The sequence below is a fragment of the Lacimonas salitolerans genome (assembly GCF_042677865.1).
Lineage (GTDB): Bacteria > Pseudomonadota > Alphaproteobacteria > Rhodobacterales > Rhodobacteraceae > Lutimaribacter > Lutimaribacter salitolerans.
In genome coordinates, this window is record NZ_JBHUDD010000047.1 from 64,675 (window position 1) to 87,850 (window position 23,176).

At 64.1% G+C, this 23,176-nt stretch carries 22 protein-coding genes and 1 tRNA gene; 8 read left to right on the forward strand and 15 right to left on the reverse strand.

Features of this window, described 5'->3' with window-relative positions:
• Positions 1 to 205: 205 nt before the first annotated feature.
• Entirely contained in the window at positions 206 to 1,645 is a 1,440-nt protein-coding gene (locus ACFTOW_RS07475) for an aldehyde dehydrogenase family protein (RefSeq protein ID WP_379914439.1), read from the forward strand.
• A 130-nt stretch (positions 1,646 to 1,775) separates the two neighbouring features.
• Here the strand turns inward: ACFTOW_RS07475 and ACFTOW_RS07480 are convergent, their stop codons facing one another.
• The 8 genes from ACFTOW_RS07480 to ACFTOW_RS07515 all read right to left on the reverse strand — a co-directional run bounded on the left by ACFTOW_RS07480 (position 1,776) and on the right by ACFTOW_RS07515 (position 9,833).
• Positions 1,776 to 2,426: an RluA family pseudouridine synthase gene (locus ACFTOW_RS07480; protein ID WP_379914440.1), complete on the reverse strand. Its 651-nt coding sequence runs from the start codon at positions 2,424 to 2,426 to the stop codon at positions 1,776 to 1,778.
• Positions 2,427 to 2,435: 9 nt separating this feature from the next.
• Positions 2,436 to 3,188, reverse strand: coding sequence for a class I SAM-dependent methyltransferase (locus ACFTOW_RS07485; protein WP_379914441.1), 753 nt, complete (start codon positions 3,186 to 3,188; stop codon positions 2,436 to 2,438).
• A gap of 123 nt (positions 3,189 to 3,311) precedes the next feature.
• Complete coding sequence (locus ACFTOW_RS07490) at positions 3,312 to 4,382, reverse strand: acyl-CoA dehydrogenase family protein (RefSeq protein ID WP_379914442.1); 1,071 nt, start codon at positions 4,380 to 4,382, stop codon at positions 3,312 to 3,314.
• A gap of 3 nt (positions 4,383 to 4,385) precedes the next feature.
• Positions 4,386 to 5,576, reverse strand: coding sequence for an acyl-CoA dehydrogenase family protein (locus ACFTOW_RS07495; protein WP_379914443.1), 1,191 nt, complete (start codon positions 5,574 to 5,576; stop codon positions 4,386 to 4,388).
• A 12-nt stretch (positions 5,577 to 5,588) separates the two neighbouring features.
• On the reverse strand, positions 5,589 to 7,679 hold the full coding sequence (locus ACFTOW_RS07500) for a 3-hydroxyacyl-CoA dehydrogenase NAD-binding domain-containing protein (protein WP_379914444.1): 2,091 nt from the start codon (positions 7,677 to 7,679) through the stop codon (positions 5,589 to 5,591).
• Between the two features lie 125 nt (positions 7,680 to 7,804).
• The gene (locus ACFTOW_RS07505; RefSeq protein ID WP_379914445.1) at positions 7,805 to 8,605 is read right to left on the reverse strand and encodes a metal ABC transporter permease; all 801 of its coding nucleotides are present in this window, start codon (positions 8,603 to 8,605) and stop codon (positions 7,805 to 7,807) included.
• A complete protein-coding gene (locus ACFTOW_RS07510) occupies positions 8,605 to 9,357 on the reverse strand; it encodes an ATP-binding cassette domain-containing protein (protein WP_379914446.1) in 753 nt (250 codons plus the stop codon). The genes ACFTOW_RS07505 and ACFTOW_RS07510 overlap by 1 nt, the downstream gene beginning before the upstream one ends.
• Complete coding sequence (locus ACFTOW_RS07515) at positions 9,354 to 9,833, reverse strand: transcriptional repressor (RefSeq protein WP_379914447.1); 480 nt, start codon at positions 9,831 to 9,833, stop codon at positions 9,354 to 9,356. The genes ACFTOW_RS07510 and ACFTOW_RS07515 overlap by 4 nt, the downstream gene beginning before the upstream one ends.
• A gap of 116 nt (positions 9,834 to 9,949) precedes the next feature.
• Here ACFTOW_RS07515 and ACFTOW_RS07520 point away from each other — a divergent pair, with 116 nt between their 5' ends.
• The 3 genes from ACFTOW_RS07520 (at position 9,950) to ACFTOW_RS07530 (ending at position 14,098) form a co-directional block, all read left to right on the forward strand.
• Positions 9,950 to 11,011: a zinc ABC transporter substrate-binding protein gene (locus ACFTOW_RS07520; protein ID WP_379914448.1), complete on the forward strand. Its 1,062-nt coding sequence runs from the start codon at positions 9,950 to 9,952 to the stop codon at positions 11,009 to 11,011.
• A 66-nt stretch (positions 11,012 to 11,077) separates the two neighbouring features.
• Entirely contained in the window at positions 11,078 to 12,127 is a 1,050-nt protein-coding gene (locus ACFTOW_RS07525; protein WP_379914449.1) for a zinc-dependent alcohol dehydrogenase family protein, read from the forward strand.
• A gap of 216 nt (positions 12,128 to 12,343) precedes the next feature.
• Positions 12,344 to 14,098 (forward strand): sugar phosphorylase, encoded by a 1,755-nt coding sequence (locus tag ACFTOW_RS07530; protein WP_379914450.1) that lies wholly within the window; start codon positions 12,344 to 12,346, stop codon positions 14,096 to 14,098.
• On the opposite strand, the gene ACFTOW_RS07535 is transcribed toward ACFTOW_RS07530, so the two are convergent.
• From ACFTOW_RS07535 to ACFTOW_RS07560, 6 genes are all read right to left on the reverse strand, one after another.
• Positions 14,080 to 15,300, reverse strand: coding sequence for a glycosyltransferase family protein (locus ACFTOW_RS07535; protein WP_379914451.1), 1,221 nt, complete (start codon positions 15,298 to 15,300; stop codon positions 14,080 to 14,082). The two genes, ACFTOW_RS07530 and ACFTOW_RS07535, sit on opposite strands and share 19 nt — an antisense overlap.
• The gene (locus tag ACFTOW_RS07540; protein ID WP_379914452.1) at positions 15,293 to 16,087 is read right to left on the reverse strand and encodes an HAD-IIB family hydrolase; all 795 of its coding nucleotides are present in this window, start codon (positions 16,085 to 16,087) and stop codon (positions 15,293 to 15,295) included. The genes ACFTOW_RS07535 and ACFTOW_RS07540 overlap by 8 nt, the downstream gene beginning before the upstream one ends.
• 107 nt (positions 16,088 to 16,194) lie before the next feature.
• Positions 16,195 to 17,067, reverse strand: a complete 873-nt coding sequence (gene yghU / locus ACFTOW_RS07545) for a glutathione-dependent disulfide-bond oxidoreductase (protein ID WP_379914453.1) — start codon at positions 17,065 to 17,067, stop codon at positions 16,195 to 16,197.
• Between the two features lie 179 nt (positions 17,068 to 17,246).
• Positions 17,247 to 18,341 carry a site-specific DNA-methyltransferase gene (locus tag ACFTOW_RS07550; RefSeq protein WP_379914454.1) on the reverse strand — a complete coding sequence of 365 codons (1,095 nt, stop codon included), beginning with the start codon at positions 18,339 to 18,341 and terminating at the stop codon, positions 17,247 to 17,249.
• Positions 18,342 to 18,438: 97 nt separating this feature from the next.
• A complete protein-coding gene (locus tag ACFTOW_RS07555) occupies positions 18,439 to 19,071 on the reverse strand; it encodes a ribonuclease HII (protein WP_379914455.1) in 633 nt (210 codons plus the stop codon).
• A gap of 99 nt (positions 19,072 to 19,170) precedes the next feature.
• A complete protein-coding gene (locus ACFTOW_RS07560; protein ID WP_379914456.1) occupies positions 19,171 to 19,656 on the reverse strand; it encodes a hypothetical protein in 486 nt (161 codons plus the stop codon).
• A gap of 175 nt (positions 19,657 to 19,831) precedes the next feature.
• Here ACFTOW_RS07560 and ACFTOW_RS07565 point away from each other — a divergent pair, with 175 nt between their 5' ends.
• Positions 19,832 to 20,119: a hypothetical protein gene (locus tag ACFTOW_RS07565; protein ID WP_379914457.1), complete on the forward strand. Its 288-nt coding sequence runs from the start codon at positions 19,832 to 19,834 to the stop codon at positions 20,117 to 20,119.
• 7 nt (positions 20,120 to 20,126) lie between these two features.
• Here the strand turns inward: ACFTOW_RS07565 and ACFTOW_RS07570 are convergent, their stop codons facing one another.
• Positions 20,127 to 21,152: a LacI family DNA-binding transcriptional regulator gene (locus ACFTOW_RS07570; RefSeq protein ID WP_379914458.1), complete on the reverse strand. Its 1,026-nt coding sequence runs from the start codon at positions 21,150 to 21,152 to the stop codon at positions 20,127 to 20,129.
• A 91-nt stretch (positions 21,153 to 21,243) separates the two neighbouring features.
• Between ACFTOW_RS07570 and ACFTOW_RS07575 the strand changes: the two genes are divergently transcribed.
• The 3 genes from ACFTOW_RS07575 to ACFTOW_RS07585 all read left to right on the forward strand — a co-directional run bounded on the left by ACFTOW_RS07575 (position 21,244) and on the right by ACFTOW_RS07585 (position 23,113).
• A tRNA-Arg gene (locus tag ACFTOW_RS07575) sits at positions 21,244 to 21,320 on the forward strand.
• Positions 21,321 to 21,634: 314 nt separating this feature from the next.
• On the forward strand, positions 21,635 to 22,711 hold the full coding sequence (locus ACFTOW_RS07580) for a helix-turn-helix domain-containing protein (RefSeq protein ID WP_379914459.1): 1,077 nt from the start codon (positions 21,635 to 21,637) through the stop codon (positions 22,709 to 22,711).
• A gap of 135 nt (positions 22,712 to 22,846) precedes the next feature.
• The gene (locus ACFTOW_RS07585) at positions 22,847 to 23,113 is read left to right on the forward strand and encodes a plasmid mobilization protein (RefSeq protein ID WP_379914460.1); all 267 of its coding nucleotides are present in this window, start codon (positions 22,847 to 22,849) and stop codon (positions 23,111 to 23,113) included.
• Positions 23,114 to 23,176 lie beyond the last annotated feature (63 nt).

Genomic DNA, 23,176 nt, shown 5'->3' on the forward strand with positions numbered 1-23,176 from the left:
CTTGGTAAGCGGCATGGCGACAGGATGTCGCAAACCGGCGGACCTTTGCAGGCAAGGCTGCGCGAAAACGCGCTTGAAATTCGCACTGCGGAAATTTGATCAAATCCTTGTCACGCCGCTTGTCCTGCGTTCGCGTCAGTGCCAATGTAGGGTCAAATCACCGACCACGCGGTCGGGGATGATCAGTTTTTGCGGAGGTCCCGACATGATCGAGAAACGCCAGTTCTACATCAACGGTGAATGGGTCGACCCCAAAGAGGGCAGCGACCATCACGTCATCAACCCCACCACCGAAGAACCCTGCGCGGTGATTTCGCTGGGCGGCAAGGCCGACACCGATGCCGCCGTGGCCGCCGCCAAGGCCGCGTTCCCCGGTTGGATGGCCACCCCGGTGGCCGAGCGCCTGGCGCTGGTCGAAAAGCTGGCCGAGGTCTACAAGGCGCGCTCGGAAGAGATGGCGCAAGCCATCAGCCTCGAGATGGGAGCGCCCATCGACATGGCGCGCAGCCAGCAATGGGGCGCAGGCTATGGCCACATCAAGAACTTCCTGAAAGCCGCCGAAGGCTTTGAGTTCATCAAGCCGCTGGGCGATCACGCTCCGAACGACCGGATCATCCGCGAGCCGATCGGCGTCTGCGCGTTGATCACGCCCTGGAACTGGCCGATGAACCAGATCACGCTCAAGGTGATCGCGGCGGCCATCGCGGGCTGCACGATGGTGTTGAAACCATCCGAGGAAAGCCCGCTGGACGCGCTGGTCTTTGCCGACATGATGCACGAGGCCGGGTTCCCCAAGGGCGTGTTCAACCTGGTGAACGGCGACGGTCAGGGCGTGGGCAGCCAGTTGTCCGGCCACCCGGATGTGGACATGGTCAGCTTTACCGGTTCGACCCGCGCGGGCATCGCGATTTCCAAGAACGCGGCAGAGACGCTCAAGCGCGTGCATCTGGAACTGGGCGGCAAGGGCGCCAACATCATCTTTGACGATGCGGATGACAAGGCGGTCAAGCGCGGCGTCATGCACATGATGAACAACACCGGCCAAAGCTGCAACGCGCCCAGCCGGATGCTGGTGCAGAAGGGCATCTATGACAAGGCCGTGGAAACCGCGGCCGAAGTGGCCAATGGCATCGCGGTCGGCCCCGCCAACGAAGAGGGTAAGCATATCGGCCCAGTCGTGAACGAGGCGCAGTGGAACAAGATCCAGGGCCTGATCCAGAAAGGGATCGACGAAGGCGCGCGGCTGGTGGCTGGTGGCACGGGCCGCCCCGAGAACTTCAACAAGGGCTTCTATGTCCGGCCAACGGTGTTCGCCGATGTGACCAACGACATGACCATCGCGCGCGAAGAGATCTTTGGCCCGGTCCTGTCGATCATCCCGTTCGACACCGAGGAAGACGCGGTCAAGATCGCGAACGACACGGTCTATGGCCTGACCAACTATGTCCAGACGCAGGATGGCGCGCGTGCCAACCGTCTGGCGCAGCAACTGCGGTCGGGGATGGTCGAGATGAACGGCCAGAGCCGTGGCGCCGGTGCGCCCTTTGGCGGCATGAAGCAGTCGGGCAATGGCCGTGAAGGCGGCGTCTGGGGGATCGAGGATTTCCTCGAGGTCAAGGCGGTGTCGGGCTGGGCCGCAGGCTGAGCCTTGCCCCTTCGCTGATCTGATTGAGCGCGCCCAAGGGCGCGCTCTTTGTATCTCGGCCCCCCTGGGGCCTCGGGGATGAGGGGCGCTGCCCCTCAAACTCCCCGGGATATTTGCAGAGAGAGGAAGGTCAGAATGGGGCCTTGGCGCGAAATTTCTGTCCCACGCCACCATCGGGGTGGCGCAGGCGCAATTCCTCGGAATGCAGCATCAGGCGGGGGTGATCGTCGTGGGCGGGGCCGGTGGCATAGAACGGATCGCCCAGGATCGGGTGGCCAAGCGCCAGCATATGGACCCGCAACTGGTGGCTGCGGCCGGTTTTCGGCATCAGGCGCACGCGGGTTTCATCACCGTCATAGCGTACGACGCGCCAGTCGGTGACGGCGGGCTTGCCGGTGTCTTGGCAGACCATCTGCCGGGGACGGTTGGGCCAGTCCACGATCAGCGGCAGATCGACCGTGCCCTTGCGGGGCTCCAGCAGCCCGGACACCCGCGCGATGTAGGTCTTTTGCGTCTGGCGTTTTTCGAACTGCAGACCCAGGTGGCGCTGCGCATGGGGGGTCTGGGCAAAGACCATCACCCCGGATGTGTCCCGATCCAGCCGGTGCACCAGCAGCGCGGTCGGAAAGGCGGCCTGCACCCGCGCCAGCAGGCAGTCGGTCAGGTCCGGGCCCTTGCCGGGCACCGACAGCAGGCCGGCGGGCTTGTTGACCACAAGAAGTTCGTGATCGGCATGCAGGACGTCGAGCGGGGTATCGGGCGGGCTGTAGGTTTCGGTCATGATCACAGTCTAGCCGATGCGCCGGGCGACATAGTAGCCATAGCTGACGTGTTCGGTGTTGCGTTCGTAGAGGGCGATTTCCTGCCGTTCGGCGGCGACGACGGCCTGCGCGCGCTCGGAGTTGCGGTTGCGCGACAGGAAATCACCGAACCGGGCCTGAAGCGGCCGATAGTAGGTGTCGAGCCAGCAGCGGGCAGGCAGCGGGAAATAGCCCAGCGGGCTGTAGCCTGCCTGTTCCAGCGTGGCGAGTTTCTCGGCGGCGGTGGCGACCTGCGGATATTCGCGCGTCCAGTGATCGTGCAGATCGGCGGGGCGGTCGGTGGTCAGCCATGTCAGGTCGGACACGGCCAGCACGCCGCCGGGTTTCAGGAAATGCCGCCAGGCCTGCACGCCTTCGGCAAAGCCCATGCTGTAGATCGCGCCTTCGGACCAGATCGCATCCAGCGATTGCGGGTCAAAGGGCAGCGCCTCCATCGAGGCGGCAAGCGGCGTGATCCGGTCGCCCAAGCCTTCGGCGCGGGCCAGCCTTGTCAGCTCGTCCAGAAAGGCGGGCATCAGATCGACTGCGGTGATGGCGGCATCCAGCTCGGTCGCCAGAACACGGGTTGCCGCCCCGGTGCCGCAGCCGATATCGGCGATGCGCAGCCCGCGTGTGTCGCGCAGGCCCGACAGGGTGATGGCCAGCCGGGTTTCATCATTGCCGCCCGGGCCTTGCCGTATGCCGTCGCGGTGCAGGTCGATCAGAAGATCATGCGCGTCCATTGCGGGGCCTTTGCGGGTTGGGGTACGGGGCAGGTAGGCGGGGGCGGGCCCCAATGTCAACGCGGCGCAAAAGAAAACCGCGCCGAAACAGGCGCGGTCTGTGGTAATGTGCGGAGGGGTGGATCAGGCGGCCAGATCGGCCATGATCCGCGACAGGTGGTAATCGGTATCGCCCAGTTGCGCGTCAAGCATCACCAGCCGCTTGGCATAGTGCGAGGTCGGATACTCCCATGTCATCGCGATGCCGCCATGCATCTGGATCGCCTCTTCGGCGACCAGCCGGGCGGCGCGCCCGATCATGTTCTTGGCCATCGAGGCAAAGCGCGACGCATCCGGCCCGTCCAGCTCGGACGCCGCCTTGATGGTGATCGAGCGCGCCTGTTCGATTTCCGTCAGCATGTCAACCGCGCGGTGTTGCAGCACCTGGAACTTGCCGATCGGCACGCCGAACTGCTTGCGTTGCTTCATGTAATCGACGGTGGTGGCGTGGGTGACATCCATCGCGCCCACGGCCTCGGCGCACAGCGCCACGATACCGGCGTTGACCGCATCGGCGATGATCGCGCCCGCGTCCTCGGCCAGCAGTCTGGCCTTGGTGCCGTCGAGCAGCAATTCCGCCGCGCCGCCGCCATCCATCATCGGATAGCCGACAACCTGCGCATCGGGCGCCTGCACCTCGAACAGGGCGGGCTTGCCGCCCAGCATGGCCGCGACGATGAACACATCGGCCACCTGCCCGCCATAGATGCTGGTCTTGCGGCCCGACAGGCTGTGCCCGTCGCCGGATGCCTGCGCGGTGCAGTCCATCCCGGCGGGATCGTAGGGCGCGTCAACTTCCGACAGGGCAACCGCGTATTTGGTGGCACCCGACAGCAGCGCCTCCTGATCCGCGCCCCGCCGGGTCAGGATGCGGGCGGCCATGGTGGCGCCCAGCATCGGTTCGGGGCACAGGGTCCGGCCCAACGCCTCGAACACAACCGAGATGTCGAAGCCGGTGCCGCCAAAGCCACCCGCATCCTCGGGGGCCAGCGCGAACAGCGCGCCCAGTTCGGCCAGCTCGCCCCATTTTTCGGGGTCGTGGCAGGGCAGGTCATAGGCGACCTTGTTGCGATGCTCGACCGGGTACTTGTCGCCCAGGTAACGGTTCAAGCTGTCGGCCAGCATCCGGCGGTCTTCGGTCAGGTTGAAATCCATCGGTTACAGCTCCAATGCGGCTTTGGACAGGATGTTGCGCTGAATCTCGTTCGAGCCGCCAAAGATCGAGGTCTTGCGGTTGTTGAAATAGCGCGCGGCGTTGTGTTCGGTGCCATCGGGGCCAAAGGTCATGTTGCCATCGGCCAGGTATCCGGGGAAAGGTGCCGCGACAGGGCCAAGCGCACGGCGGGCCAGATCCTTGAGCTCCTGATGGATCACCGTACCCTTGATCTTGAGGATCGAGGTTTCCGGACCGGGCGCGCCCATTTCCTGTGCCTTGAACAGCATCCGCAGGTTGGTGATCTTCATCGCCTCAAGGTCCACCTCGGCCTGCGCGATGCGGGCGGCGAACAGCGGGTCGTCGATCAGACGCTTGCCGCCGCGCTTGACCTTGCGGGCCAGCGCCTTGACCTCTTCGAGGCTCTGCATCGAGAACCCGACACCGGCAATCCCGGTGCGTTCGTGGGTCAGCAGGAACTTGGCGATGGTCCAGCCCTTGTTTTCCTCACCCACAAGGTTTTCGACAGGAACGCGCACATCGGTAAAGAACACCTCATTCACCTCGTGCCCGCCTTCGATCAGCTTGATCGGGCGCATTTCGATACCGGGTGTGTCCAGATCGACAAGGATGAAGGAAATGCCTTCCTGCGGCTTCTTGGCATCCGGATCGGTGCGGCACAGGCAGAAGATCTTGTTGGCGTGCTGGCCCAGCGTGGTCCAGGTTTTCTGGCCGTTGATCACCCATTCGTCGCCATCGCGGTTGGCACGGGTTTTCAGCGACGCAAGGTCAGAGCCTGCGCCCGGCTCGGAATAGCCCTGGCACCACCAGTCGGTGCCATCCAGGATACGCGGCAGGATGGTGTCTTTTTGCTCCTGGTTGCCGAATTCGATCAGCACCGGGCCCAGCATGTTCAGGCCGAAGGGCACGATGCGCGGGGCATAGGCGCGGCAGCATTCTTCCTCGAAGATGTGCTTTTGCACAGGCGTCCAGCCGGGGCCGCCGTATTCCTTTGGCCAGATCGTCGCCAGCCAGCCCTTGCGCTGAAGGATGGCGTGCCACTCCTCCATCATGTCCTTGGTCAGCTCGCCGCCGCGGCGCACGGTCTCGCTCATTTCCTTGGGGAGATTGTCGGCAAGGTAGCTGCGCACCTCGTCGCGGAATTCCAGTTCTTCCTTGGTAAAGCTCAGGTCCATATCTCGGGCTCCTTAATTCAGGTCGGCGAATGTGCTGCCATCCTTGGCCATACGGGCCAGAATGGGCGGCACCTGCCAGTAATGGGGGTCTTCCTTGGCGTAGGCTTCGATCCGCGCGACCAGTTCGGCCGCGCCGATGCTGTCGGCGTAATGCAGCGGCCCACCGCGGAAACGCGGAAAGCCGTAGCCGAACAGGAACACCATATCGACATCGACGGGCCGCTTGGCGGTGCCATCCTCGACCACGCGGGCGGCCTCGGAGATCATGGCGGTCATGTATCGGTCGATGATGTCCTCATCCGCGAAGGTGCGCGGGGTGATCCCCTTGTCGGCGCGCACCTCGTCGATGATCGTCGCTACCTCGGGGTTGGGCACGGGCGCGCCGCTGTCGTACAGATAGTATCCTTTGCCGGTCTTGCGACCGAACCAGCCGTTTTCGCAGATACGGTCGGCCACGTCGCCGGCGTAACGCTCGGCCGGGTCGCGGTCATCCGCCTTGCGCTTGCGGGTCATCCAGCCGATGTCGAGACCCGCCAGATCGCCCACCTTGTGCGGCCCCATGGCAAATCCGAACCCTTCGAGCGCGTCATCCACCTGCTGCGGGCTGGCACCATCCAGCACCAGATAGCTGGCCACCTTGGAATAATGCGCCAGAATACGGTTGCCGATGAAGCCATCGCAGACCTGCGCCAGAACGCCGACCTTCTTCAGTTTCTTCGCCAGCGCAAAGCCTGTTGCCAGCACGTCCGGCGCGGTTTCAGCCCCCTGCACAATTTCCAGCAGGCGCATCACATGCGCGGGCGAAAAGAAATGCAGGCCCAGCACATCGGCGGGACGCTTGGTGCAGGCGGCGATTTCGTTGATGTCCAGATAGGAGGTGTTGGACGCCAGAATGGCACCGGGTTTGCAGATGCTGTCGAGCTTGCCGAAGATGTCGCGCTTGACGTCCATCTGTTCGAACACCGCCTCGATCACCAGATCGACATCGGCCAGATCCTCCATCGCCAGCGTGGGGGTCAGCATGCCAAGCACCGCGTCACGCTTGTCACCGGCCAGCTTGCCGCGTGACACCGCGCCGTCGATGTTTTTCGTGATGGTGGCGATGCCGCGGTCCAGCCCGTCCTGCGCCACCTCGACCAGCGTGACGGGAATGCCCGCCAGCAGGCAGGAGGTGGCGATGCCCGACCCCATCGTGCCACCACCGATCACGCCGATCCTGTCCAGCGGGCGGGTGTCGCCCTTGGCCTCGGGGATATTGCTGACCGCGCGTTCACCGAAAAACGCGTGGATCATGCCCGCGCGCTGCGGCGTGTCCATGCTGTCGATGAACGCCTGACGTTCGATCGCCAGCCCCTCGGCGCGGGGCAGGTAGGACGCGCGCACCGCCTCGACGATCTTGTGGGGCGAGAACATATGCGCCTGCTTCTTGCGCAGCATCGCCGCCGTCTCGTCCAGCGCGGTGTCGTCCTTGGGCGTCTCAAGGTCACAGGTCCGGCGGGTCTGCAAAGTGCCGTCCAGCACATCCTGCGCGGCTTTTAGCGCCACGTCGCGCGGATCGCCCTGGTCCAGCCGGTCGATCAGACCCTTTTCCAGCGCCTCTTTGGCATCGACCATCCGGCCCGACAGGGACATGTCCAGCGCCATGGGAATACCCGCCAGACGCGGCACGCGCTGCGTGCCACCGGCACCGGGCAGCAGGCCAAGGTTGATTTCGGGCAGGCCGACGCGCAGCCCCTCGATGCCGATACGGGCGTGGCACGACAGGCCCAGTTCCAGCCCGCCCCCCAGCGCGGTGCCGTGCATGACGCAGATCACCGGCACGGTGCTGTCCTCGATCACGTTGAACACGTCGGGCAGGGCAGGGACCTTGGGCGGCTTGCCGAATTCCTTGATATCGGCCCCGGCGACAAAGGTCCGCCCCGCGGCATAGATCGCGGCGACCTTGGCGTTGCCCTCGGCGTTCAGCTTTTCGATGGCCTGTTGCAGCCCTTCCCGCACGGGCTGACCAGTGGCATTCACCGGCGGATTGTCGATGCAGATCAGGGCGATGTCGCCCTCACGCTCGATCGAGATAAGGTCGTTGACCTGATGGATATCGGCCATGCGCTCCCCCCATGTGTCCGTGTTTCCGGGCCGCTTGTGCGATCCTCGGTCCTGCGAAAATGTAAAGCGGGCGTCGGTATCCGTCAACTAACGGAAATTCGTTTCGCAATGCGAAAAACGTAGCGTCACGCGCTCTGCCGCAAGCCCCGCGCCAGCGACGACAGAATGAACAGACCCGCCGCCACGCAGACGATGCTGGGGCCCGTGGGCGTGTTGTAGTGCAGCGAGGCTTGCAGCCCGCCCAGAACCGAGACCACGGCCACCACCGTGGCAATCCCGGCCATCTGCTCGGGCGAGCGGGCAAAGGGGCGGGCGGTGGCGGCGGGAATCAGCAGCAATGCCGCGATCAGCAACACGCCCACGACCTTGATCGCCACCGCCACCACCAGCGCCAGCGCCAGTGTCAGGATCAACTGCTCGCGGCGCGGATCGATTCCGCTGGCATAGGCCAGATCGGGATTCAGCGTGGCGGTCAGCAGGGCCTGCCAGCGCCACGCCAGCAGCACCAGCACCAGACCGGCCCCGCCCCAGATCACCGCCAGATCGCCGCGCGACACCGCAAGGATATCCCCGAACAGATAGGCCATCAGGTCGATCCGCACATCGGTCAGGAACGACACCGCCACAAGGCCGAATGCCAGCGCCGAATGGGCCAGCACGCCCAGCAGCGTGTCCATCGAATAGCCCCGCCCGGCCAGCGTGCTGACCGTCAGCGCCATCACCAGCGCCACGGCCACGGCCCCGCCGAACACCGGGATGTCCAGCGCCAGCGCCAGCGCCACGCCCAAAATCGCGGCATGGGCCGTTGCATCCCCGAAATAGGCCATCCGCCGCCAGACCACGAAACAGCCCATCGGGGCGGCGGCCAAGGCCACGCCGATGCCCGCCAGCATGGCGCGGATCAGGAAGTCGTCCAGCAGGGCCATCAGGCGCTTTCCTCGTGCCGGTGCGGGGTGTGGTCGTGATCGTGATCATGGCTGTGGTTGTGATCGTGCCGATACAGCGCCAGCGCGCCTTGCGTGCCGGTGCCGAACAGCGCGCGGTATTCCGGCGCGCTGGCCACGATGTCGGGCGTGCCCTGACAGCAGACATGGCCATTCAGGCAGACCACCCGATCGCTGGCCGCCATCACCACATGCAATTCATGGCTGACCATCAGCACGGCACATCCCAGGTCGCCGCGCAATTCCTCGATCAGCCGGTAGAACGCCGCCGATCCCGGCTGGTCCAGCCCTTGCGTGGCTTCGTCCAGGATCAACAGGTCCGGCGCTTCAAGCAGGGCGCGGGCCAGCAGGACGCGCTGAAACTGCCCGCCTGACAGGTCGGCCATCTGCCGACGTTCCAGATGCGGCACGGCCACGCGCCCCAGTGCCTGCGCCACTTCCGCGGCATTGCGTCTGCGCGGCAGCGACAGGAACCGCCCCACCGTCATCGGCAGGGTCGGGTCGATGTGCAGGCGCTGGGGCACATAGCCTATGCGCAGGCCGGGTGCATGGGCGATCCGCCCGACGGTGGCCGCCTGCGCGCCGATCAGCGCACGCAGAAAGGTGGATTTGCCCGAGCCATTGGGGCCGACGATGGTGACGATCTCGCCCCGGTCGATGCTGAAATCGACGTCGCGCAGCACCTGATTGCCGCCCAGCTTGACGCCGACGCCCAAGGCTGTGATCAGGCTCATGCCTCGGCCCGGGTGCAGTCGGGGCACAGGCCCTGCGCCTCGATCACGGCGCGTTCGATGGTGAACCCGGCCTCGCGCGCGGCCCGTCCCAGCGCGCCCTGAACCGGCTGGGCCTTGGCCTCCTGCACCGCGCCACAGATGCGGCAGATCAGAAAGGCCGGCGCATGATCCGCGCCCGGATGGCTGCACGCGGTATAGGCGTTCAACTGTTCGATCTTGTGGGCAAACCCGTGCGTCACCAGAAAATCCAGCGCGCGATAGGCCACGGGCGGTTGCGAGCCGAACCCTTCGGCATCCAGATCGGACAGGATGTCATAGGCTCCCAGCGCCCGGTGCTTTGCCAGCAGGATTTCCAGCACCCGCCGCCGCACCGGGGTGAATTGCAGCTTGCGTTCGGCGCAATAGGCCTCGGCCACCGAAATCGCGTCGGCGATGCAGGCGGTATGATCGTGGCTATGAAAGGCATTCGTTGTCATGGCACGCCAATCTAGGCCGGGGCGGCGCGGGATGCAATATTGTAACATCACGCTTGCAATGTTATATCATTACATCTATTCAGCCCTTCGACTGTTCCAATCCGAAAGGTATCCCGATGCTGCGCCCCGCCCTGACCGCCCTGTTGCTGACCTCGACCGCCGCCTTGGCGGATGTGCCCCGCGTCGTGACCGACATCGCCCCCGTGCATTCGCTGGTGGCGCAGGTGATGGGCGATCTGGGTCAGCCCGACCTGCTGGTGCGGCCCGGGGCATCCCCCCACGGCTATTCCCTGCGCCCGACCGAGGCACGCGCGCTGGATCAGGCCGATCTGGTGGTGATTGTGGGAGAGGGGCTGACACCCTGGCTGATGCAGCCGGTGCAGACCCTGGCCGGTGACGCGCATCTGCTGGAGCTGCTGGGCGTCGAGGGCGCAACCCGTCTGGACAGGCGCGAAGGTGCTACCTTTGGACGTCATAGCCACGGCGATGGCGACGATCACGGTCATGACGACCACGACCATGACCATGCCGAGGCTGACGGGCATGATCACGACGATCACGATCACGATCATGACAAAGCCGATGACCATGGCCATGATGACCACGACCATGATCACGCCAAGGCCGATGCACACGACCACGACGATCACGATCATGGCGCGTTCGACAGCCATGCCTGGCTTGACCCTCGCAACGGGGCTGTCTGGCTGGATGCCATCGCCGGCGAACTGGCCGAGCTTGATCCGGAAAACGCCGACACCTACCGCGCCAATGCCGAAACGGGCAAGGCACAGCTTGCCACGCTCGAAGCCGAGATCGCGGCCAGCCTGCCCGAGAATGGAACCGGCTTCATCGTGTTCCACGACGCCTATCAGTATTTCGAGGCCCGTTTTGGTCTGGCGGCCTCGGGTTCGATCAGCCTGTCGGATGCCACAGCCCCCAGCGCAGGCCGCATTTCCGAGCTGCGCGACAAGATCGGCGATCTGGGCGTGACCTGCGTGTTCACCGAACCGCAGTTCGATCCCGGCATTATCGCGGCACTGGGTGTCGATGATCTGAATACCGCCGTGCTGGACCCTCTGGGCACATTCGCGTTCGAACCGGGCGCTGATCTTTATCCCCAGACCCTGCGCGCGATGGGCGTGGCCTTTGCCGAGTGTCTGGCACCGCAGGGCTGATCGCCCCTTGCCTTGACCCGCCGCTTGCGGTTCCTTGCGCCCGGACTGGCGCAAGGAGGGGCGAGGATGAAGGCACTGGTGATGACGCGCTATGACAGCGCGCTTTCCCTTGAAACCGTGGACGATCCGGCCTGCCCGCCCGATGGGGTCGTTGTGCGGGTCATGGCCTGCGGAGTCTGCCGGTCGGATCACCACGCCTGGGAAGGCGCCGACCCGGACGTGGTTCTGCCGCATGTGATGGGCCACGAATTTGCCGGCGTGATCGAAGAGGTCGGGCGCGATGTGCGCGGTTTTGCCGTGGGTGACCGGGTGACCGCGCCATTCATTCTGGCCTGCGGCACCTGTCCCGATTGCCGCATCGGCGATCCCACCACCTGCAACCATCAGGACGTTATCGGCTTTACCGGCTGGGGCGCCTTTGCCGAGCGTCTGGCGGTCCGGCACGCCGATTTCAACCTGGTGCGCCTGCCCGACGCCCTGGGCTATGTCGAGGCGGCCGGCATGGGCTGTCGCGTCACCACGGCGTTTCGCGCGGTGGTGGACCGGGCCGGGCTGGCGCCCGGCGAATGGCTGGTGGTGCATGGCTGCGGCGGCGTGGGCCTGTCGGCGGTGATGCTGGGGGCCGCACTGGGCGCGCGGGTGCTGGCGGTGGATATCAACGAACAGGCCCTTGCGATGGCGCGGGATCTGGGCGCGACGCAGGTTCTGAACGCGGCCGGGCTGGACGATGTCGGCGCGGCGGTGCGCGACCTGACGGATGGCGGGGCCCATGTCTCGGTCGAGGCGTTGGGCGTGACGGCGACTTTTGAAAACTCGGTGCGCAGCCTGCGCAAGCTGGGCTGCCATGTGCAGATCGGCATGCCGGTGGGCGCGCATGATACCGTGACGCTGCCGCTGCTGGAACTTGTGTATTCCCGCCAGATCAGTATCGCAGGCTCGCGCGGCATGGCCGCGCGGCGGTTTCCGGCGCTGTTCGGGATGATCGAAGCCGGGCGGCTGGACATCTCTCGGCTGGTGACGGGCCGTATCGCGCTGGGTCAGGCCGAGGATGCCTTGCGCGGGATGGACGGGTTTCAGGGCGTGGGCGTGACGGTGATCACCGATTTCACGCGGTAGTTTTTTCAGCCTTGGTGTCGGTGATTGGTCCCGGTGTTCAACGTGACCGCCCAGGCCAAAGCGCCAATTCGATGGGCAATCCATGACGCGTCGGGGGCACCATCTCCAGCCAAGGCTTGCCCCTGACCGCCTGTCGCGCAAAAATGCAGGTCACGACAAAAGGTTAGGCCACCATGACAAGCATCACCCCGATCCGCGCGCGCACAGGTATCTGACGTGTCTGCCTCCTTCTCTCAACGGCTGGCGGGGTTGGTGCAGCAGATCTATCCCGATCTGAATGCAGATATTCTGGCCAGCCAGATCGTCGATGCCTTCTGGCCCGAGGGCACGCACCGGCGCAAGCGCGCCCGCCCGCCCGGCAACAGCCTGTGGTCGGAACGCGACGCGGTGCTGATCACCTATGGCAACTCGATCCAGGACGGGTCGCACAAGCCCTTGGACCTGTTGCACGATTTTTTGCTGCGCAAGATGAAGGGCGTGGTGAACGGCGTGCATATCCTGCCGTTCTTTCCCTTCACCTCGGACGACGGCTTTGCCGTGACGGATTATCGCGCGGTCAATCCGCAGCTTGGCGACTGGTCGGATATCCGGCGGATCGCGGGCGATTTTCACCTGATGTCGGATCTGGTGCTGAACCATGTCAGCAGTCAGGGGCCGTGGTTCAACGCATACCGGCAGGGGCAGCCGCCCTTTGACCGGTTCTTTTTCGAGGCCTCGCCCGAGGATGACCTGTCGGCCGTCGTGCGCCCGCGCACCACGCCGTTGCTGCAGGAGGTCGAGACCAGCAATGGCCTGCGCCATGTCTGGTGCACCTTCAGCCACGATCAGATCGATCTGGACTTCCGCAACCCCGAGGTGCTGCTGGAGATGCTGCGCATCATCCGGCTGCACGTGGATCAGGGCGTGCGCATCCTGCGGCTGGATGCGGTGGCGTTCCTGTGGAAACAGGCGGGCACATCCTCGATCCACATGGCGCAGACCCACGCGGTGGTGCAATTGATGCGCCTGCTGGCAGATTATGCCACCGAAACGCTGGTGCTGCTGACCGAAACCAACGTGCCCAAGGCCGAGAACCTGAGCTATTTCGGCAACCGGAACGAGGCGCATGCGGTCTACAACTTTCCGCTGCCGCCGCTGATCCTGCATGCGATGATGGCGGGCACGGCGCGCTATCTGCATCGCTGGCAATCCACCATGCCGCCCGCGCAACTGGGCTGTGCCTATCTGAACTTCACCGCCAGCCATGACGGCATCGGCATGCGCCCGGCCGAGGGCGTGTTGCCACCCGATCAAAAGGCGCGGGTGATCGACACGATCCGCAGCATCGGCGGGCTGGTGTCAATGCGCGCAACACCCGGCGGGGGCGAAGAACCCTATGAGCTGAATTGCAGCTGGTTCGAGGCGATGCGCGCCACCTTCGCGGGCGAGGACGCGCAGCAGATGGCGCGTTTCCTATGTTCGCAGACCATCGTGATGTCGCTCGAGGGGATACCGGCGTTCTACATCCACGCGATGCTGGCCACGCCGAACGATCACGATGCGGTCGAACGGCGCGGCATGAACCGGGCGATCAACCGGCACCGATGGGATTACCCCACGCTGCTCGAGCGGCTGGATGATCCGGCCTCGGATCAGGCGCGGGCGCTGCGTGGTCTGTCGGCGCTGCTGCGCCTGCGGGGGCGGCAGGCGGCCTTTCATCCCAATGCGACGCAATTCACCCTGCGGCTGGACGAGCGGCTGTTCGGGCTGTGGCGGCAAAGCCTCGACCGGCACCAGTCGGTCTTTGCCATCCATAATGTCAGTGCCGATACCGTCGCGGTTGCCCCCGGCCAGATCAACCTGATCGAGGGCGAGGAGTGGCAAGACCTGATCTCGGGCGAGCGGATCGATGCGGCCGGTCCCGATATCCCCTTTGCACCCTATCAATGCCGCTGGATCAGCAACCGCGCGCCTCAGGCGTACTCCTCGTGATCGGCGGTCACGGCGGCGCGCAGGTCAGACAGAAACTCGGGGTCGGCGGCGTGCACGCGGTTCCACGTCGGGATGAAGGGCGATTCCCGCGGGTTGTCCAGAAACACCTGGCCCGCGCGGATGATGTTCTCGGCGAACAGTTCGATCGATTCTTCCTCGCGGTGCCGGTCCAGTGACAACCCGTTCATCTTGGCATCGCTGTAATACCCTTCCAGCAGGTCCAGCGCCGATCGGTAATAGGTCGCTTTCAGCGTGCGGAACACGTTGGGCGTGAACACCGTGCCATCGGCGGCCAGCTTGCGGAATATCGCCTTGCAGATGTCGGTGGACATCCGGCTGAGGCCCTTGCTGGCATCCTCGGGCGACAGGTCCTGATGCTTGTGATCATAGGCATCCGAAATCTCGACCTGACACACGGATTTGGGCGCAAGGTTGCGCCATGCCTCGGACAGAACGCCGATCTCCAGCCCCCAGTCGGACGGGATGCGCAGATCGGGCAGCATCGGCGTGCGCATGGCAAACTCGCCCGACAGCGGATAGCGAAAGCTGCGCAGGTAATCGATGTAGTCGCGGTCGCCAATCACCCGTTTCAGCGCGATCAGCAGCGGGCTGACCAGCAGGCGGGTAACGCGGCCATTCAGCTTGCCGTCGCCCACGCGCGGGTAATAGCCCTTGGCCATCTGGTAGGGAAAGCCGGGATTGGCCACGGGGTAGACCAGCCGCGCCAGCATCTCGCGGTCATAGGTCAGGATATCGCAATCATGGATCGCCATCACCGCGCTGTCGGCGCAGGCGATCAGGTATCCCATGCAGGACCACACGTTCTTGCCCTTGCCCGGCTCCTGCGGGGCCAGCCCCAGCGCATCCAGCCGCGCACCAAGCTCCAGCATCCGGGGGCTGTCGTTCCAGATCACCGTATGGGTCTGCGGCAGGTGACCAAAGAACGCGCAGGCATGGTTATATTGCGCGGCGTCCGCCTGATCCAGCCCGATGATGATGCGGTGCAGATACGGCACCTGTGCCAGTTCGTTCAGGATATGCGGCAGCGCGTCGCCCTCAAGCTCGGAAAACAGGCTGGGCAGGATCAGCGTGATGCGCCGCGTCTGGGCGAATGTGGACAATTCATACTCCAGATTCTCCAGCGTCTGGGTGCGCAGATTGTGCAGGGTGGTGATATTGCCGTTCTGGTGGAAATCAGACATCTGGCGCGGCTTCCTTGATCAGGCCCAGCCGGTGCAGCAGGGCAAATATCGCTTGCGACCAGCCGTGCGGGCCGGGGGCGGTCGTGCGGATGATGCGGCCTGCGCCTTCGCCCCGCAAGGGGGGCAGGGGCGGCGCGTGGGGATTGGCGACGATCACGCCGAAATCGGCGGTTTCCAGCATCTCGGCATCGTTAGGAGCATCCCCCAGCGCGATGGTGGTGCGCGGGGCAAAGCGGGCGATCAGCGCGCCCATCCGGTCGGCCTTGGTGCCCCCCATGCTCAGCGTCAGGAACCGCCCGCCCTGGCGCGCATGCAGCCCGGCGGCCTGTGCGGCTGTCATGAAGGCATCAAGCGTCGCGGCGTCACCCTTCCACAGCCCCGGCTCGCTGAACCGGCGCTGTTGCGCGGCCCGCGCGGCTGACAGTGGCAGTCCGGTTATGTCGGCCACATCCTGCGCCGTGACATCGCCGAACCCCTGAAACCCCGCTGGCAGGGTTGCGAGGATGGCGCGGATGCGGCGGTAGTCGCTGTCATCGCCCGTGGCCTGCGCCCCGGCGTCCAGAACGCCCGCCCCGTTTTCCACGATGGCGGGCCAGTCGGTCAGGCCAAGGGCCGCGCGCAGGGGGGCGACCTCGGCCGCGGTCTTGCTGGTGGCCAGCACCACGCCCGCCCCCACCCGGTGCAAGGCAGCCAATGCAGGCAGGGCCGGGGTGTAATCATAGCTGTCGTGGTCCAGCAGGGTGCCATCCAGATCGGAAAACACCAGCAGGGGCAAATCGTCTGTCATGGCCCAAACTTAGGCCGCGTTTGCCCAAGGGGCCATCAGGCGGGGTGATTTCCTGTGCAACTGGTCAGAAAGCCGACTGCCCCGCCTGTTTTTTGGGCGTCTGGCGATCACCCCTTTTCCGCAGCCTCGATCTTGTCCTGCGTCTTTGTGTCGAAATCACCGGCGTCGTGCCGCTCGTGCAGCTGGCTGGACAGATCGCCCATCACGCGGTTGACCATGCGCCCGCGTTGCACCGCTGGCCGGGCGTCGATCTTCTCAGCCCACCGCAGCACGTTGGTATAGCTGGTCACGTCCAGAAACTCGGCCGCGTCATACTGGCGGCCCAGCACAAGCTGACCGTACCAGGGCCAGATCGCCATGTCGGCGATGGAATACTCGTCCAGCATCCATTCGCGCCCGTCCAGATGCCGGTCCAGCACGTCAAGCTGGCGCTTGACCTCCATCGCGAAACGGTCGATCGGATATTCCCACTTTTGGGGCGCATAGGCGTAGAAATGCCCGAAACCGCCGCCCAGATAGGGCGCGCTGCCCATCTGCCACATCACCCAGTTCATGCACTCGGTGCGCGCGCGGGTCTCCGTGGGCAGAAAGACTCCGAATTTCTCGGCCAGATAGAACAGGATCGACGCGCTTTCGAACACGCGCAGGGGCGGGTCCATGCTGTGATCGGCCAGCGCCGGGATCTTCGAGTTCGGGTTAATGTCGACGAACCCGCTGCCGAACTGGTCGCCATCGCCGATCCTGATCAGCCAGGCGTCATAGTCCGCGCCGGTATGGCCTGCGGCCAGCAACTCTTCCAGCATCACGGTGACCTTGACGCCGTTGGGCGTGGCCAGAGAATAAAGCTGCAAGGGGTGCTTGCCCACCGGCAGGTCCTTGTCATGGGTTGGGCCGGCGATGGGGCGGTTGATGCTGGCAAAGCGCCCGCCGGACTCTTGCTTCCATTCCCAGACCTTGGGCGGTGTGTATTCGTCGGACATCTGATGCCTCCTGTTTGCGCGTGATTGGGCGCAGGAAACAGGAAATCGCATGGGGCGGCAAGGCGGCTGGGGCACATGGGGTGTGCGCACACCAAAAAGGCCCCGCCAATGCGGCGGGGCAGGTGAGGTCGGTGCCGCAAGTCAGGACGCGGACACCGGGCGGTAACCTATGGGGTGGATCAGGTTTCCAGTTCCGAGCGGATCTGCTGACGCAGCAGGTCGATCGGAATGGTCTTGCCATCGCGGCGGAAGTGCCAGTAGGTCCAGCCGTTGCACGAGGGTGCGCCCTCGAACGCGGCGCCGACCTGATGGATCGAGCCCTTGACCTGATCGCCGATCAGCGTGCCGTCGGCGCGCACCTTGGCAATCCGGCCACGGGGGGAAAACAACTGCTCACCCGGGCGCAACATGCCGCGTTCGACCAGCTGGCCAAACGGCACGCGCGGCGCGGCGCGCTTGCTGGCCGAGACCTGCAACGCCTCGCGGTCGAACCGGCGCACGCCGTCGATGCGTTTCTGTGCCACCTTGCGATAGGCCGCCTCGCGCTCGATCCCGATGAAATCCCGGCCCAGCATCTTGGCCACGGCCCCGGTGGTGCCGGTGCCAAAGAACGGGTCCAGCACCACGTCGCCTGCGTTGGTGCTGCCCACGATCACGCGGTGCAGCAGCGATTCCGGCTTTTGCGTCGGGTGCGCCTTGTCGCCGTTGCCATCCTTCAGCCGCTCGTGCCCGGTGCAGATCGGCAGCACCCAGTCGCTGCGCATCTGGATTCCTTCGTTCAGCGATTTCAGCGCCTCGTAATTGAAGGTGTATTTCGCACCCTCTTCCTTGCTGGCCCAGATCATCGTTTCATGCGCGTTGGTGAACCGCTTGCCGCGAAAGTTCGGCATCGGGTTGGCCTTGCGCCAGACCACATCGTTCAGAATCCAGTAGCCCGCGTTTTGCAACGCAGCCCCGACCCGAAAGATGTTGTGATAGGAGCCGATCACCCAAATCGCACCGTTGGGTTTGAGCAACCGGCGCGCCGCTGTCAGCCAGTCCTGGGTAAACGAGTCGTAAGCGGCGAAACTGGCAAACTGGTCCCACGCATCATCCACCGCATCGACCTTGGAATTGTCCGGGCGATGCAGATCGCTGCGCAGTTGCAGGTTATAGGGCGGGTCGGCAAAGATCAGGTCGACCGACGCCTCGGGAAGGCTGTTCATCACCTCGATGCAGTCGCCGTCTATGATCGTGTTCAGGGGGAGCGCGGATGCGCCCTTGGTATCTGTCATTGTTCTCTTCTCTGCCTCTGACCCCGGCGCATTGGCGCGTTCTGTGGTTGCAGCAAAGATGAGTCAAAGCCGATTCGGCGTCAATTTCTTTTTTGAATCAGTCACTTATTGATTTGTCTTGATACAAGATATTGTGCACGGGTTTGAACGAACGCCTATGGTGTGGGGTCACACCAAGATTTTGAAGCGCCGCCTTGTGGCTTTTTGACGGGTAGCCTGCGTTCGTCTCCCAGCCATAGCCGGGGAACTGTTGCGCCAAATCCCACATCACCCGATCGCGCCATATTTTCGCCACGATTGAGGCCGCCGCGATGCTGACACAACGCGCATCGCCCTTGATCAGGGGCTGCGCCGAAACGGCCAGCCCGCGCGGAATCATATTGCCGTCGATCAACACGTGATCGGGGGCAACCGGCAGGGCGGCAATCGCGCGGGCCATCGCCAGATGGCTGGCGCGCAGGATGTTGATCTGGTCGATCTCGGCCACGCTGGCGCTGCCGATGCCCACCTGCGCCACGTCCTGCAAGATCTCGGCCAGGGCCGCCCGGCGTCTGGCGGTCAGCATCTTGGAATCGCGCAGGCCGTCGGGAATGCGGGCCGGGTTCAGCACCACGGCTGCTGCCACCACCGGGCCTGCCAGCGGGCCGCGCCCCACCTCGTCGACTCCGGCGACGATGCGCGACCCGGCTTCTTGGGCGGCCTGTTCAAAGGAATAATCAGGCGATGTCATGCCGCTGTGAAAGCGTGAAACCGCGCCACGGGCAACATGAAATCGGGGGCATCCGCGCAATCGACCGCGCGGATACCCCCGAGGGCCGGGCTGACCGGATCAGTAGCGCGCCAGGCTATAGCCGTGATTGCGCAGGCAATTGGCCTCGTACAGAACGTGGCTTTGCCGATTACCGCGCACCTGGATGCGGCAGTTGTTCGGCAGGGCGTTCACGTTGACACGGTTGTTGGCAAGACAGCGGCTGCCAAAGGCGCGGACCTTGCGGTTCCGGCCCGAGATATCCACCATGCAGGCGCCGGGCAGCAGCTTGCGGCTGACCCGACCGGGCAGCGGTCGGGGCTGGACATGGCCGCGCACGGCCGGATAGCGGTGTTGGTTGCCGTAGTTCCGAGTCGGGGTGTGAACGTGGGTCTGCTTGCGCTTGTCGTCGCGCCTGTCGTCGATCGCCTTGGCGATGATGGCCAGCGCGGCAATGCCGGCCAGCGCCTTGGCTACGTCCTTGGAGTCCGCCCGGGCCGGTGCGGCGGCAAAAGCGGTGACAGCCAAGGCGCCTGCCAGAATGGTTGCGATGAATTTGCGGGACATGAGGTGCCTCCTTCTCCCGTTTGGGCGATCCGTTGCGGGCGGCCCTGTTGCGATGGGGGCAGGGTGGGTCGGACCGGTGCGGACAGGCAATAACACCCCGCTGTTATCGGATAGCACCTGGTCCAAACCCCTTTGGATATTGAATATCACGCGGGATGCGCCCATTCTCGGCTTCATGAAAACACTTCCTGCCATCGTCGCTTTTGCGCTGACCCTGATGCTGGCCCTGCCGGCCCATGCGGCCTGTTTTGCCGACTACAAGGCGCGGCGCGACAACCCGCTGGAACTGCATTACGGCGTGGCAGAGATTTCGGGCCCCTGCACCAAGGCCAATGCACAGGGCCAGTTGCGCGGGCGTCTGGCGCGCGATGGCTGGCGGTTGCTGAACGTGTTGCAGGTGTTCGATGAAAGCGGCCTGAACAGCCGCCGCGGCAGCGCGGGGGCGTTCTTTCTGCGCTACTGACTCCTGACTACAGCGGACGCAGCGTGTCGCCGCGTTCGATCGTGGGCGCCAGTGTCACGATACGCTCGACCGCCCGCACCGGGTCAGCGGTGCGCGCCACGATGATTTCGGCGGCGCGACGACCGATCTCGTCGCGGCAGGCATCCATCGTGGCCAGACGGCGCGGCAGCCCGTGCAGCAGGTCGACCCCGTTGAACCCGGCCAGCCCGATCTGCCCCGGAATGTCATAGCCCTGCTCCAGCAGCCACAGCAGCCCGCCTGCGCCGATCAGGTCGTTCGAGTAGTACAGGAAATCCAGATCCGGACTGCGCGCCATCATCGCCGCCGTCAGTTCGCGCCCCTTGGACAGCGCGGATCCACCGGAATAGAACTCCTGATCCGCCACTTCGATGCCCGCGCGCGCCAAAGCCTGCGTGAACCCTTCGAAGCGTTTGCGCGCCCGGTGGTCCAGCGCCATCTTGGTGCCCATGAACCCGATCCGGCGATAGCCGGCCCTGACAATGGCCTCGCCCATCTCGCGCCCGGCCCGGCGGTGGCTGATGCCCACCATCGCATCCACCGGCGTGCCGTCGGTATCCATGATCTCGACCACCGGAATGCCGCTGGCCCGCAGCATGGCGCGCGAGGCATCCGAATGCTCGACCCCGGCAAGGATGATGCCCGACGGACGCCAGGAAAGCATCTCGTACAGCACCTTTTCCTCTTTCTCGGGCAGGTAATCGGTGATGCCCACAACGGGTTGCAGCGGCGTGTCTTCCAGAACGCGGTTGATGCCGGTCATCACCTCGGGGAACACCATGTTCGACATCGACGGGATGATCACCGCCACAAGGTTCACGCGCTGACTGGCCAGCGACCCGGCGATGCGGTTGGGCACATATCCCAGCGCCTTGGCCGCGCGCAGCACCTTTTCGCGGGTGGCGTCGCTGACATCGCCCCGATTGCGCAGCACGCGGCTGACGGTCATCTCCGACACGCCCGATGCCTCGGACACGTCACGCAGGGTCAGAGGGCGGTTGAGCGGTCGCGACACGTCCGGGGGATCCTGTCATTTGAATATGGTAGTCCTAGCGCGAACCTCGGCACTTGTTCAAGCATCCGGGCACGGCTAAAACCCAAAGCGTGGCCCCGTGGCTCAACTGGATAGAGCAGCCCCCTCCTAAGGGGCAGGTTGCAGGTTCGAATCCTGCCGGGGTCACCAAACCTGCCAATAAATACAATGACTTGCGGGAATTCAAATCCTGCATCGTGCAGGATTGCGCAGGATTTTGCGGCTTTTTTCCGCGAACATGCAGAGAACATCTCTACAAAACCTCTACAGTCAGATTTGACTAGAGTCGGTTCTCTCCTGCCAATCAAACAGAAAAATCCCGGTTCGGCGGCAACCGAAACCGGGATCAAATCTAAAGTAAAAGCCTCCAGCTTACCCCGACACCCTACCGCAAATCTTGACGTTGAAGCAACCTGCAATCAAGGCGGCAAACTGCTGCCGGGCGGTGCGTCATGAGTGTTCGGTTGACCCACAACGGCTTGCCTGCCGACATGCCATCTTACCGACTGAAGTTTTTTCTACAGCAGGCGAGGATTGTTCTCGGCCTGTCGAGTGGCGCGCTCAGGTATCTCGAATTCGCGATAGATAACTGCCAGCCGTCCGATTTCCGGGAGGGCAGGATTTGCGCCATCTGGTATTCGCTGGAGCGGCTTGCCGCTCTCCTTGGATTGTCAAAGCGCCAGATTGCCAGAATTGAAGCTGAACTGGTTGGTGCTGGCCTGATCAAACGCACTTATCCCGATCGAAAAAGCCGCTCCGGTGATCGTGTTGATGGTGTGATCAAGCGTGCAGCGGGCATCAACCTGGCCCCGCTTATCGAAAAGGCGGAGTACATTCGGCTGCTTGTCAGCCGTCAGATGCAGGCCGATGAAGACCGCGAGCGGTTGCGCGAGCATATTCAGGGCCTCTTTCTGCAGATACGAGATTTGGACGACGCGGATGCCGATGAGGCAGCGACCTGCATTCTGCCGCGTCGTCGGCCCAACGAGCTGAGCGACATCAAAAAAATGCAGGAGGTGGCCGAGGCGCTGGAAGCCGTACTTGCAGATTTTTCGACAGTTGCCGGACAGCCAGAGAAGACCGTCGAGTCGGACAAAAATGTCCGTCTCAATATGAATGAAGAAAAGAAAAATAAAACTCGTATCGCCGAGAAGCCAAGGGAGGAGGGGCGGTTGAACACCAGCCCGGCCCATGCCCGGCTTTTGGCTGGTCCACAGCTGGGCGAGTACATTGATCTGTACGCCTGTGGTGCTCCGCCGGATTGGCAGGCTGTCACGCGAGCGGCGCATGATCGGGCATATGAGCTGGGCGTCTCCAGCCGTTTGTGGCGAGAGAGATGCACACAGCTTGGCGAGGCGAGGACTGCGCTTTGCCTGATCGTGGCAGATCGAAATTCGCAGCGAGATGGGCCTTTTGGACGGAAGAACGCAGCCGCTTCCTTTGCAGGGATGGCCCGAAAAGAGGCCAGACAGATTGCCGTTCTCGACGGCTTGGTCGGAGAGCTGACACATGCGTTGCTCCGGTCAGGAGGCAACCTATGAACTACCCTCGTTGGCCTTCAGAGAAAGAGAGCAAGGTTACGCATGTGGCTACGCGACATGCACCTTGGAAGGGAATGGGCAGGCCCTTTCCCCTTCACCCCAAGCCCGGCGCGCGGAGCGCGTCAGGTGGCTGGTATGAGTAACCGAGAGCCAAAACCGCGTTTGGTGCGTGATCTGGTCCTGCGTGTTCGCTGCACGGAGGAGGAGCGTTCTGCGTGGCTGCTCAAGGCCCGCGCCCAAGAGCGATCCTTTTCGGATTATGCTCGTCACGTCCTGTCCGCTGAGCCGATTCAGCGGCGGGCGCGACCACCGGAGGTCGATCCCGTGCTGCTAGCGGCGGTTGGGCGCGCGGGCAATAACCTCAACCAAATCGCTCGGGCCATTGTAGCGCGACAAACTTGATGAGAAGAGCGCGTCAATCAGGATGAGAATCCTTGGTCGCGACGCTTGAGAAGATGCCGCCCT